This window comes from Pseudomonas brassicae (assembly GCF_010671725.1).
GTDB lineage: Bacteria > Pseudomonadota > Gammaproteobacteria > Pseudomonadales > Pseudomonadaceae > Aquipseudomonas > Aquipseudomonas brassicae.
Genome location: NZ_JAAHBU010000391.1, coordinates 1 through 12638 on the forward strand (window position 1 = coordinate 1; position 12638 = coordinate 12638).

Here is a 12638-nt window from a genome sequence, read left to right on the forward strand (position 1 = left end):
GCAAAGCCGCGCCCGGCTTCGCCTGCGCGTGCCGCTTCGATGGCGGCGTTCAAGGCCAGTAGGTTGGTCTGGCTGGCGATGCCCTGGATGGTGGCGACGATGTGGGTCAGTTTGCCTAGGGTGTCCTGCATCACCTGGTGTTGCTGGGCCTGTGCCTCGCGGATGGTGCTTTCTTCATGGCGGGCATGGATATCAGTTATAGCCCCTACTACCCGCAACGGCGCACCATCCTGGCCACGGCGGGTTTGCCCACGGCCGCGGAACCAGCGGTAGGCGCCGCTTTGGTGCCGAAGCCGATACTCCACATCGAACGGGGTGTTGCCGCTGTGATCGTCGACATGGGCGACAAAGGCTGCGATGGCGCGGGCGCTGTCGTCGGGGTGCAGACGTGAGGTCCAGCTTTCCAGGGTGTTGGGGAATTCCTCGACGGTGCTGCAACCGAGCAGCCTGCGCATCTGCGACGACCACCAGATGGTGTTGCTCGGGTTGCCGGGTCGCCGGCCACTACCTCGATATCCCACAGGCCGTCGTGGAGCATCTCGCGGGATATATCGAAACGCTCGGCAGCCAGCTCCAACTCCTGGATACGCAGTTGCTGCTCATGGATGTCACGCAGGGTGCCTGCCGTGGCGATTGCAACGCCGTTTGCGTCGCGCAGCGAACTGCCGCTGACCCGGCACCAGCGATAGTCGCCGCCAGCTGTAAATTTCATGCGCACGTCCAGCGCAAACGACGTGCGCCCGCTGTGGTCGGCAAGGTGGCGGGCCAGGGCATGCAGATGGGTGTTGCGATCAGTTGGGTGCAGTTGTTCGCTCCACTGGCCCAGCTGAGGCAGGTGCGGTGCCTGCAGCGACGCCGAGGGTGTCCACTCCATCGCGCAATCCGGCGCAGGTGTGCCTGTGGCGTTCAAACGCAGTTGCCAGAACAGCTCATCTGCACCTTGCGTGACCAGCGTCCAGCGCGCTTCCAGCTGGCGTACGAGTTCATCGTGGTCAGCCAAGCGCTGTTCCAATTGGCTCACCTGCGAGGCAAGCGCGCGCGCCTGCTCTTTGAGCGTGCGCCGTTCTTGCAGCAATTGCTCGACGCCTGTGAGGATGCGCCGCAACAGCGGGTTGCGCGACGACAACGGCGCGCTTGGCTGATCGGGCTGGTCGAGGCGGTCGGCGAGCGGGGCCAGTACCCAGCGGCTGGTGCGATTAAAAAACAACATGCAACATCTCCAACTAGATAACGGCAGCAGCCGGTAATGGCTGCGTCTGGCTAGCCGACACGGCGAGGCTGTCAAAGCCGCTCGCCCATGGCAGCGCTGGCCAGGCCGACGGGCCGGTGGCGATTTCGTCTGCGCTCAACAGGCAGTGGTCGAGCTCGCGTTGTAATGCCCGGGTGTCCAGGTCCTGGCCAATGAACACCAACTCCTGGCGGCAATCGCCGACGATGCTGTCCCACTTGGCCATGATCCCTTGCAAGCGATACTTGTCCTGCGGCCACTGTGATGGGGCGATGAAGTTCCACCAGTGGCCAACGAAGTCCCACTGGAACTGTTTGCCGCTGTGCACCAGCAGGCCGATCTCGCGGTGGCGGCTGGCGAGCCAGAAGTAACCTTTGCTGCGCAGCAGGCGGCCATTGCCCCAGGGGCGGGAGAGAAACTTCAGCAAGCGTTGCGGGTGAAACGGCGCGCGCTCGCGGTATACCCACGAGGTCACGCCGTAGGTGTCCGACTCGGCAGTCGGGGTGTCGTCAGCGTCCATCTGCTTCATCCAGCCGGGCGCGGCGGCCAGGCTGGGCAAGTCGAACAGCTGGGTGCCGAGGATGCTCGACAGTTCAACATTACCGGCGACCATCGGCAGGATCTGCGCGCCTGGATTGAGCCCGGCGAGCACCGCCCGCAGCACCTGGTATTGCGCCTCGTCGATCAGGTCGCGTTTGTTCACCAGAATCACATTGGCGTACTCGACCTGCTCGATCAGCAGATCGGCCAGCGGGCGCCGCGGCGTATCCGTAGCGGCGTCGGCACTCTCGACGGTTTCGGGTGAGTCGAGCAGGGCCTGAAACTGGCTGGCATCGACCACCGTGACCAAGGTATCCAGCCGCGCCAGTTCGCTGAGGCTGAAGCCCTCGGTGTCGAGAAAGGCAAAAGTCTCGGCGACCGGCATCGGCTCGGAGATGCCGGTGGACTCGATCAGCAGATAATCGAACCGCTGCTGGCGCGCCAGCGCGCTGATCTGCTCGAGCAGGTCGGCGCGCAGGGTGCAGCAGATGCAGCCGTTGCTCATCTCGATCAACTCGTCCTGGCCGCGGTGCAGCGCTACATCACGCTGAACCTCGGCGGCGTCGATGTTGACCTCGCTCATGTCGTTGACGATCACCGCCACTTTCAAACCTTGGCGGTTGCGCAGGATATGGTTGAGCAGGGTGGTCTTGCCGGCGCCGAGGAAGCCGGAAAGGACCGTAACCGGTAGTCGGCCTGTCTGGGCGCCGGCAGTCATGCGCTCACCGCTCGCGGGCTGTCGAGCTTGTCCAGGTAGCTTTCGAACAGGTCAACCACCACCAGTCCATCGTCGGCGGCATCGCCCCACAGGTCCTGCGTGCGGAACTCGACATGGTAGGTCGGTTGATGCGCAGCGCTGCGGTCGCCGTGGCCGATCGCATCTGGGAACGGCCACTGGGCAGTGGTGCGGTGCAGCACCACGCCTTGCTTGCCGCGCACATAGGCCGGCATGCGCACATGCCCGGCCACGTATTCATCGCGCACGATGACCCGGTCGCCGACTTCAAACGGTGCACGCCCGGTGATCGCCGCGCGGCCTTGGGCATGGGCAGGGTTGGCCAGCTTGAAGTGCGCGCCGAGTGCCTCATCCAGTTCGGCCTGGGTGATGACGCGGTTTCCACCAGCAGGGTGGCGGTCGCGATGACATAGCGCTCGTAGTACTCGGTACCGACATGCTGGCGCACATCGATGCGCTCCACGGCGTGGCGTATTTCGTCGACGCTGAACTTGTTCATGTGGTCGGCGCCAATGAACATCAGGCTGTAGGCCAGGTGTTCCCAATCCTGCTTGAACACTTGCTTGTAGCTCTGGCTGTTGATGCGGTGGGGCACTTTGCCAAAGCCCTGGAAACCGCCGAGATCGTGAAAGCCATCCATATTGAACACTCCGAAAAGGGAAGGGGGGCGGATTTACTCAGCCAACACGAGGCAGAGCGACGCCGATCAGCACGTCTTTGGTAACCAGTTGCCGTAGTTGCTCTTCGCTCATGTGCTCGGAGCCCGCGGGCCGCTGTGGCAGCACCAGGTAACGGCTTTCGGCGCTGGTGTCCCAGACCTTGATCACCACGTCTTCAGGCAACTCGGTGCCCAGCTCGCGCAATACCGTGCGCCCCTCCCGGACCAGCCGCGCCCGGAACTCGAAGCCCTTGTACCACTCGGGCGGCAGGCCCAGCACCGGCCAGTTGGTGCAGGAACACAGGCTGCAGACAATCACGTTCTTGAGCTGCAGGGTGTCTTCCAGGGCGACGATGTATTCGCCCTGCGGCCCGGTGAAACCGAACTGGGCGCAGGCGGCGGTGCCGTCCTTGAGCAGCAGCGCGCGGAAGGCCGGATCGACCCAGGCCTTGGCGACGATGCGCGCGCCGTTGTCCGGGCTCCAGCCGTGTTCCATCAGTTGGGTGAGCTGCTCGATATAGCCTTCGGGGATGAGGTCTTTGTCCTTGAGCACTGCATACAGTGCCCGCGCCCGCTCGCCCGGGGTTGAAGTTGCCATCATGGGATTACTCCTATCGTTCAACACGGTTGTTGAAGGTTGTTGTTGATCTAATTGTTGTGTTGCAGGGTGCAGCGCCTGTTGCTTGCGCTACAGCGTGCGCCAGTCCACCTCGCCTTCGAATGCCGCCGCCGCCTGATAAATAGTGCCCTCGGCGTAATGCTTGCCGACCAGCATCAGCCCAACGGGCAAACCGTCGACCAGCCCACAGGGGATCGACATGGCCGGGTGGCCAGTGATGTCCTGGGCGGCGGTGTTGCCGAGCATCTCCAGCGCCCGCGAGACGTTTTCGGTGATCGAACAATCCGCCGCTGGCAGCGGCTGGGCGATGATCGGCACGGTCGGCATCACCAGCAGGTCGTAGCGCTCCAGCGCCTTGTCGTAGCCGGCGCGGGCGAAGCGGGCGATGTTCTGTGCCTTGGCGTAGTAACGACCGTGGTAGTGGTCGAGGCCAAACTGGCCGACCAGCATGCACAGCTTCAGCGAAGGCGAGAGGGCGTTGGCCTGGGTGCGCCAGCCGACCTGCTTGTCGAGCAAGCCGACGTCGTACAGGCCCTTCCAGTTAAAGCCTGCGCCGTTGCCGTGCATCATCTGCATGGTCAGGCCTTCGCAGCCGATCGGGCCCCACAGCGTGCCGGCCAGGGTGTGCTCAGGCACTGAGACTTCCTCGACCACTGCGCCCAACGCTTCGAACTGGGTGATGGCGCTACGCACCGATTCGGCAACCCGTGGGTCCAGGTTGGCCAGCTCGAAGCCTTGCTTGAGGATGCCGATGCGCAGGCCGCGCACGCCACGATCAAGGTAGCTGCTGTAGGCATCGACTTCGGGCGCGCCCTGGCGTGGATCAAGCCCGTCAGCGCCGGCCATGACTTCAAGCATCAGCGCGTTGTCACGCACGTTGTTGGTCATCGGGCCGACATGGTCGAAGGTCGCCTCGACCGCCATCACCCCGGTATACGGCACCAGCCCGAAGGTCGGCTTCAGGCCGTAGATGCCGCACCACGCCGCAGGAATACGCGCCGAACCGCCCTGGTCGCCGCCCACCGCCAGGTCGACTTCGCCTGCTGCCACCAGCGCCGCGCTGCCCGACGACGAGCCACCGGTACTGAAGCCAGGGCGCAGTGGGTTGTGCACTGGCGCTGGGTCCGAAGTGTGGCTGGCGCCGGACAGGCAGTAGTGCTCGCAAGTGGCCTTACCGAGAATGGTCACTCCGGCGTCGAGCAAACGGGTGACCACGGTGGCATCGAACGACGGCACAAAACCGGCCAGAGGCGTTGCGCCGTTCATCATCGGCACACCGGCCAGCGAGATGTTGTCCTTGAGTGCGAGCGTTTTACCGAGCAGCTTGCCCGAGCTGGCGCCCATCACTTCGGTGCGGTAGTACCAGGCGTTCAGCGGGTTCTCGCGGCTGGATGGGCGATAACCGGCAGTGCGCTCGTAGCGCACCTGAGGGGTGAAGTCTGGCAGATCGTCGACCAGGTCATAGGCGTCGAGGCTGGGTTGCATAAGCGCCAGGTATTCGCTGGCTTGCTCGGGTGTCAACTGCATGTGCAGGCGGCTGGCGAGGGCCTGCAGTTGTTCGAGCGTCGGGCGGGTGATGGCCATGGTGTGTCCTGTTCCGATGCCAGCCCGCAGGGGCCGGCAATTGGCTGTTCGAGAGGCTCGCCGCGGCGGGGCCTGGTATTAAGCTAGCGCCAGCGCGCGGGCGGCACTTGGTTGAAAAGGACAGTCGCTTGGTTGAGAAGGACTACCTTGCGCCAGGTGCTGAGCGTCATCTGGGTGGCCGAGCGGGGTTACGGCTCCAGCTTGGGCACGGCGGCTTGCGCCGACGCGTCGCCGCGTGCCGGCCAGACCACGCCAACGCTCTTCATGCCTTTGGCTGGGTCCATCTCAGGGTTGGCCAGCACCACGTCGCGATAGGACGGGCTGCCGATCACCGCGGGCTTGAACTTGACCAGAAAATCGTTGACCTCCTTGCGCAGCTCCGGCGCCAGGTTGTAGTCGTTGTAGCACTCCTCCAGGCAATCCAGCGTGGCTTGCCAGTGCACCTCGGTCAGGCCCATGCCGCGGTGTGCGGTGACCATGTCGCGGCCCCGGTACTTGGCGCTGCCCCCCCCAGTGCTGGGAGAGGAAGTCGACAAAGTTGATGTGCTCTTTCTGGAAGGTCGACTCGGACATATGCGCCCAGATATGACCAATCGCCGGGTGGGCCATGGTCTTGCGCAATACCGCGCCGGCAAACTGGTAGATGACGTCGTAGCCGCCAAGGCGGGTGTACAGCGAAGGTTGTTGTTCAGTAGATGGGTGTTGGTCAGTCATGTGCGAATGCTCCATTCAGTTGAGGGTGTGCAGACGGTTAAAAGACCCGGGCGTACCTGAGGTTCAGGCGGAAGTTTTCTTTCGGGCCGTTTTCTACCGCGAGGTCACGCCCCAGTTGCATCTGCAGTTGGTCCTGAGCGGTAAAGAACTTGGTGGCGGTGACGCGCAAGTTGGTGGTTTCGCCGCGGTCGTCCTGGGCGGTGCCGGCTACTTGGGTTTCCCCGCCCCAGGTGTGGCCAAAACCGACTGCCAGGGACGTGCCCGGGTCGATGATGTAGCGCCCCATCAACTGCGCGGCGTAGGACACATCCTGCTCGCGGCGCACCGAATTGGTGGTGAAGTCATCGTTGTCGCTGTACCAGATCGCATCGCCGACCAGGTCGACCGCCCACTTCTCGCCGAAGTGCTTGATGTACGCGCTCTGCAGATCGACCTTCCAGCGGTTTTCGCCCAAGTTGAGCGCGTTCTTGCGGTCGTAGTTGCCCGTCGGGGCGGTGATGTAAACAGTTGCGCCGACCGTGTCGTTGGCCTCGTTCAGGCGATACTTCAGCGGCGCCGTCACGGTGAGGTCACCGACGCCGCTGGTGTCGCCCAGGGCTGAAGCGTCACCGCCGCTGGAAACCCCGCCGAACGGCAGCAGAAATTGTGGCGAGATGGTCAGGCGCTCAGTCAATTGATAGACGTGCAGCAGCCGCAAGATGCCAACATTGGAGGTTAGGTTGAAATCCGAGCTGGCCTTGTGGCCCTGGGCGTAGGCACTGTCGGTGGTGGAATGCTGGTAGTACAGCAAACCGACAGTTGCACCCACCGGCAGAATTTCATAATCCCCCGGAGCCACTTCGACCGCGTGCGCAGATAGGCTCGGCACGGCCGCCGCGAGCATCAGATAACGGAACTGTTTCATGGACTAAGTCCTCATCTTGGGCAAGAAAAGCGGGCAAAAAGAGCCCCGCTGCCGTAATAACGGCAGGTGCAGGGCTAAACGTGGAGTTCGCTGTTAGTGGGCGCTTACTTGCGCGTCGCGCAACATGCCGGTGTGCGGGTGGCAGTTGATGTATTCGAACACCTGGCTGCTCGCATCCGACACCGACACCTCGTGGTACAGCCGCAACTTCTCAAGCCCCGCCGCCACCCGGAAGAAGGTGACGAAGATGCGCAGGTGGGTCGGGTGAGATTCAGCCCAGCGTTCGAGTTTTTCCAGCGAACGCCAGTGGCCGATGTTGTAACTCATGTCGAGGAAGTTGCCGTCCGCATCGATATTGCGCACGAAGCGATTGCTGTAACAGCCCAACGGCTGGCCGTTGTCGCGCAAAAAATCCATACCGTCCTGCAAGGTCGGCAAGATCTCATCCAGGTACAACGAGCGCTCCGCCGCCTCCGCTGCTGCCCAATCCTGGCCCGAGCGAATCAAGGCAATATTGTCATGGCCGATCACCACCACCCGTCCGCCCTTGGCCGGGTCGCCAGACACCACGCGTAGCTCACCGTTGGGGTTCATCCAGTCCGTTTGCGACACCGGGAAACGGTCGCGCATCGAGCCCCAGTAACCGTGCTCCTCGATCTCGTCACTGGTGTTGTCCATGACCGCCCCGACCCCGGGCAATTGGTTCTGAAACGCGTACAACGTCTCGAACTGCTCAGCCCGCGGCGCGGAGATCTCGCGGTAATAACCCAGGCCATCATTCAAGCGCTGCGGCGAACTCCACCAGCCATCCACCTCGGCTGAGCGCAACCAGCGGCAATAGGCGCCAGCGTCCTGCCAGTAGCCGACGATCATCAGGTTGTCGTAGCCACTGCGGTCGGTGTGGTGGGTCAGGTCGTGGGTCAGCGGGCCGTTGGCCAGGCTGAAGCTGGCGAGCATGTCACGCATCGCCTGCAAGGCCTGTTCGCGCTGGCCATCACCTTTGTATTGCACGCCCAAGTAAGCCATCACCACTTGAGTCAACTGCTCATCGGCGCGCCGACCCACATCGGGAAGGGTGGCTGGTAATCGTCAGGCACCCGGCGCGACAACGTCCGCGGACACTTGAGGTGTTTGTCGATTGCAGACTCCATCACAGGCTCCTTGCTATTTTAGGTTCGGGCACACGCTCATTAATATGAGCGGCATTCGCCTGCCGAACCCGCACTGCGCACGCCCCCCACTCGAGCAGCCACGACAAAAACTCTTCGGGCGCCAGGTCACGCATATGCAGCCACCTGAACTCGTCGGCCACTTGCTGTTGTTTGAATTGCATGGGCTCACCTCATCGGCGTAGGTTGCTGAGATACCGTAAGGTCAAAGTTAGGCAGGACTGACCAGCCCCGCTTTGTTCGCAAGGACAACCACTTGGTTGGAAAAGACAGCGCCAAAGCACCCGCTTAGGCACGAACCGCGATGGTGCGGCGCACCGCGCAAAACAGGGTTTTTGCCCTGAAATGGGTAGGGAGGGTGATGCTGTAAACAGGCACACGCTTGCGCCATCAGGCAGTAGATACCTTCGCGTCAGCGCATGCCGATGGCGTGTTTATTGCGTGTGCCACCCAGGGTAACAGTGCCCCATTTTCTCAAGTTGTTGCATCAACGTGAGCGCCATCATGGCTGAGACCAACCAGTATTCCACCCTTGCCGTTTCACCCGCTCGCCGCTTTGATTACTGGCGAGAAGTGGTCTGCCGCCATTGCCTGTCGGCAGACAGCAAACCCTCGTCGCAGAGCGATTTCGAAGGTGCGTTGCAGGTCAACGGAATTGGCCCCCTGGACATCACCACCCTGTCGTCGCCGCTGCACCACTGGGTGCGCTCTGAGCAGCACCTGCGCAGCGACCCCGCCGAAGATATCTGGCTCGGTTTCACCCTCGACGGCCACGGCGAAATTGAACAACACACTCGCAAAGCCAGCCTCAGCGCCGGCAATCTGTTTCTTTACGACGCAACCCAACCGTTCCGCTTCAGCCTGGGTGGTACCGAGAACCACTTGATCCGTATCCCCCGACCGCTACTCGCCCAGCGTCTGCCACGTATTGGCGATTTCACCGCGCTGGTGCTAGACGAAGCACGCCCCGGCGTGATCCCGCTGCGGCAGATGATTGGCCAGGCGACCACTTCTGCCGCTTTGCTGCAGGGCGAAGGGGTCTCCCGGCGCTACTCCAACACCATCATTGAGCTGCTGGTGCTTAGCCTGGAGCTACAGGACCTGAAGACTACCCATCAAGAGCTTGATCTTTATGGGCGGGTCATGAACTACATTCAGCGACATTTGACGGAGCCTGAGCTGTCGCTTGAGTCGATTGCCGTGGCGCATCATGTGTCGACACGTACGGTGACACGGGCGTTTGCCCGGTACCAGAAGTCACCGGTTGCCGAGATCTGGAAGGAGCGGCTGAACGCTAGCCGTACGGCGATTGAGTGTGGACAGGTAAGGAATGTTTCACAGGCGGCGCTGGAGTTTGGCTTTTCCGATTTTTCGCATTTCAGTCATGCGTTTCGGAAGGCGTTTGGGGTGGCGCCGCATACATTGTTGCGGGGGAGTGGGGGGTGAGGATTGCAGATGCGAGAGGCGCGACGTCGACGGCTCTCCGCGTTTGCGCGACGACCACTACATCATGATCCGACGTTGTGGTAGGTATAGGGCTTGATTGTCCTCACCAGAGATGCCGTCCTCGACGTGAGCCAATTGGCTTTCGACATGGTCCTTCAACCAGCCATGTTCGCGTAGCAGCGTGCTTGCGGTATGTACGAGTACCATGGCTGACGAGTCGCCCTTTATTGCCTATCTGGGCGAACACTAGGTTGATCGTGTTTTCACTGATGACTGGCTGCTTTTCACCATTGCCAGGGAATAGATACCGACTGCGGCCAGTGCTTTGGCTCAGTTTGGTAAACATGGCGATCAATTGATGAGGTAGAGGGCTGACGTAGTCTCTGCGCATCTTCATGCGGGCGGCCGGGATGGTCCATATCCCTTCCTCGAAATCGATCTCTTCCCATTTTGCGTAGCGAACCATGCCGGGGCGGCTGGCCGTCAGAATTATCATCCATGATGCAATCCTCGCTGGTAGCCGGCTGGTGGTCTTGCTTAAGGCGCGAAGAAACTCAGGTAGTTCGTGTTCGTGCAGATGCGGGTAGTGTTGAGTGGGCGGTGGAGCTATCGCAATGGCATGGCGCTCGGAGGCTGGATTGTGTTCGCACAGGCCGCGCGCAATCGCTTCGCGTGATGAGCTCCAGTTGCTTCTCGCCGAGAGCGGGTAGTAGATCCTTATCGAGATAGTCGCGGATCTTCTTCAGCGTCGCGCTGCTGCGGCCGGAGTCTGCTTTGAATTGGTACCAGTACTCCGCGGCTCGCCTGAAGGTGTTGAGCCCGGCCTCTTGCTGTCGCAGCTTGTCATCGCGGCGTTTGGCGCCGGGGTTGGTGCCTTGCTTGAGTAGGTTGCGGCATTCTGCAGCTCGTTCACGAGCTTCCTGCAAGGAGATATGCGGATACACGCCCGGTGACATGCGCGCCGCCCGACCCTGATACCTGTACTTGAAGTGCCAGTACTTGCTGCCACTGGGTTTACCAGCAGGGCAAGACCCGAACTATCACTCAACGTGAACGGTCTGTCGGCAGGCTTGGATGCTTTGATTTGCAAGGCGGTCAATGGCATCGCTGTACACCTCCGGTTCTCGAACTGGAATCTGTACAGAAAATGTACCCAAAAGAGGCTGGCTTGCAAGAGATGGGGTGGAACCCCAGAGACCAAAAAGCCCGCAGTTAGCGGGCTTTAGGGGTGTTGTGTAGACGCTGGTAGTCGTCTATGTACTGCAGATGGTGCCCCGAGGAGACTCGAACTCCCACTCCTTTCGAAAACGGATTTTGAATCCGCCGCGTCTACCAATTCCGCCATCAGGGCTTGTGGCGGCGAAGTATAGAGAGGCGCCTACCGTTGGTCAATCAGCTTTCATGGTCAATTTTGCAGCTTTCCGCTAAACTTTGCGGCCCTGCCAAACCGAACACCATCATGCGCGTCGCCGATTTCTCCTTTGAGCTCCCAGATTCCCTGATCGCCCGCCATCCACTGGCCGAACGGCGCAGCAGCCGACTGTTGACCCTAGACGGGCCCAGCGGCACGCTGGCGCACCGCCAGTTTATCGACCTGCTCGAGCATCTGCGCCCGGGCGATCTGATGGTGTTCAACAACACTCGGGTGATCCCAGCCCGCCTGTTCGGCCAGAAGGCCTCCGGCGGCAAGCTGGAGATCCTCATCGAACGCGTGCTCGACAGCCACCGCGTGCTCGCCCACGTACGCTCCAGCAAGTCGCCCAAACCTGGCACGCAGTTGCTGATCGACGGCGGCGGCGAAGCCGAGATGGTCGCGCGCCACGACACGCTGTTCGAACTGCGCTTCGCCGAGGAGGTGCTGCCGCTGCTCGACCGCGTCGGCCACATGCCGTTGCCTCCTTATATAGACCGCCCCGACGAAGGCGCCGACCGCGAGCGCTATCAGACGGTCTACGCACAACGCGCCGGCGCCGTCGCCGCGCCAACCGCCGGCCTGCACTTCGATGAAGCGCTGATGGGCAAGATCGCCGAAAAAGGCGTGAGCACCGCCTTCGTTACCCTGCACGTGGGCGCCGGCACCTTCCAGCCGGTGCGCGTGGAACGCATCGAAGACCACCACATGCATAAAGAGTGGCTCGAAGTGGGCCAGGATGTGGTGGATGCCGTCGCCGCCTGCCGTGCACGCGGTGGCCGGGTGATCGCGGTGGGTACCACCAGCGTGCGTTCGCTGGAAAGCGCTGCGCGCGACGGCACGCTCAAGCCATTCAGCGGCGATACCGACATCTTCATCTTCCCGGGCCGCCCGTTCCACGTGGTCGACGCGCTGGTCACCAACTTCCATTTGCCCGAATCCACGCTGCTGATGCTGGTTTCGGCCTTCGCCGGTTACCCCGAAACCATGGCTGCCTACGCCGCAGCCGTGGACAACGGCTACCGCTTCTTCAGTTACGGTGATGCGATGTTCATCACCCGCAATCCGGCGCCACGCGGGCCCGAGGATCAAGCATGAGTCGCACCTGTCGTATGTCCTTCGAGTTGCTGGCCACCGACGGCAAAGCCCGTCGCGGCCGCCTCACCTTCCCCCGTGGCGTGGTCGAAACCCCGGCCTTCATGCCGGTGGGCACCTATGGCACGGTCAAGGGCATGCTGCCGCGCGACATCGAAGCCATCGGCGCGCAGATGATCCTGGGCAACACCTTTCACCTGTGGCTGCGCCCCGGTACCGAGGTGATCAAGGCCCACGGCGACCTGCACGATTTCATGAAGTGGCAAGGGCCGATCCTCACCGACTCCGGTGGCTTCCAGGTGTTCAGCCTGGGCGCCATGCGCAAGATCAAGGAGGAGGGCGTGACCTTCGCCTCGCCGGTCGACGGCTCCAAGGTGTTCATGGGCCCGGAAGAGTCGATGCAGGTGCAGCGCGACCTGGGCTCGGACGTGGTGATGATCTTTGACGAATGCACACCGTACCCGGCCGATGAAGACGTCGCGCGCATCTCCATGGAGCTGTCGCTGCGCTGGGCCCAGCTGCTCCAAGAAGCCC

8 protein-coding genes, 1 tRNA gene and 6 pseudogenes are annotated in these 12638 nt (G+C 62.1%); 3 read left to right on the top strand and 12 right to left on the bottom strand.

Features of this window, described 5'->3' with window-relative positions; genetic code table 11:
* The 10 genes and pseudogenes from G3436_RS29075 to oxdA all read right to left on the bottom strand — a co-directional run.
* The coding region (locus tag G3436_RS29075) for a methyl-accepting chemotaxis protein (protein ID WP_243667265.1) at positions 1-218 on the bottom strand (218 nt) is incomplete at its 3' end.
* A gap of 42 nt (positions 219-260) precedes the next feature.
* A pseudogene (locus tag G3436_RS29080) lies at positions 261-455 on the bottom strand (PAS domain-containing protein); the annotation flags it as partial.
* Positions 456-676: 221 nt separating this feature from the next.
* Positions 677-1210: pseudogene (locus G3436_RS29085) on the bottom strand (PAS domain-containing protein); the annotation flags it as partial.
* A gap of 13 nt (positions 1211-1223) precedes the next feature.
* Positions 1224-2486, bottom strand: a complete 1263-nt coding sequence (locus tag G3436_RS22480) for a GTP-binding protein (protein ID WP_163949629.1) — start codon at positions 2484-2486, stop codon at positions 1224-1226.
* Positions 2483-3144, bottom strand: a pseudogene (gene nthB, locus G3436_RS22485) (nitrile hydratase subunit beta). Before nthB ends, G3436_RS22480 begins: the two are co-directional and overlap by 4 nt.
* A 37-nt stretch (positions 3145-3181) precedes the next feature.
* Positions 3182-3763 carry a nitrile hydratase subunit alpha gene (nthA, locus tag G3436_RS22490; RefSeq protein WP_163949632.1) on the bottom strand — a complete coding sequence of 194 codons (582 nt, stop codon included), beginning with the start codon at positions 3761-3763 and terminating at the stop codon, positions 3182-3184.
* An 87-nt stretch (positions 3764-3850) separates the two neighbouring features.
* Entirely contained in the window at positions 3851-5365 is a 1515-nt protein-coding gene (locus G3436_RS22495; protein WP_163949635.1) for an amidase, read from the bottom strand.
* A 188-nt stretch (positions 5366-5553) separates the two neighbouring features.
* Positions 5554-6079, bottom strand: a pseudogene (locus tag G3436_RS28640) (group I truncated hemoglobin).
* A 37-nt stretch (positions 6080-6116) separates the two neighbouring features.
* Complete coding sequence (locus tag G3436_RS22505) at positions 6117-6983, bottom strand: transporter (protein WP_163949638.1); 867 nt, start codon at positions 6981-6983, stop codon at positions 6117-6119.
* A gap of 93 nt (positions 6984-7076) precedes the next feature.
* Positions 7077-8134 (bottom strand): annotated as a pseudogene (oxdA, locus tag G3436_RS22510) (aliphatic aldoxime dehydratase).
* A gap of 522 nt (positions 8135-8656) precedes the next feature.
* Here oxdA and G3436_RS22515 point away from each other — a divergent pair.
* On the top strand, positions 8657-9598 hold the full coding sequence (locus tag G3436_RS22515; protein ID WP_163949641.1) for an AraC-like ligand-binding domain-containing protein: 942 nt from the start codon (positions 8657-8659) through the stop codon (positions 9596-9598).
* Between the two features lie 57 nt (positions 9599-9655).
* Here the strand turns inward: G3436_RS22515 and G3436_RS29240 are convergent.
* Both G3436_RS29240 and G3436_RS22525 read right to left on the bottom strand, forming a co-directional pair.
* Positions 9656-10703 (bottom strand): annotated as a pseudogene (locus G3436_RS29240) (tyrosine-type recombinase/integrase).
* Between the two features lie 162 nt (positions 10704-10865).
* Positions 10866-10949: transfer RNA gene (locus G3436_RS22525), tRNA-Leu, on the bottom strand.
* 108 nt (positions 10950-11057) lie between these two features.
* Here G3436_RS22525 and queA point away from each other — a divergent pair.
* Together queA and G3436_RS22535 are read left to right on the top strand one after the other, a co-directional pair.
* Positions 11058-12107, top strand: a complete 1050-nt coding sequence (queA, locus tag G3436_RS22530) for a tRNA preQ1(34) S-adenosylmethionine ribosyltransferase-isomerase QueA (protein WP_163949644.1) — start codon at positions 11058-11060, stop codon at positions 12105-12107.
* 14 nt (positions 12108-12121) lie between these two features.
* Positions 12122-12638 (top strand): tRNA guanosine(34) transglycosylase Tgt (locus G3436_RS22535; protein ID WP_163949647.1); only part of this gene is annotated, 517 nt, incomplete at its 3' end.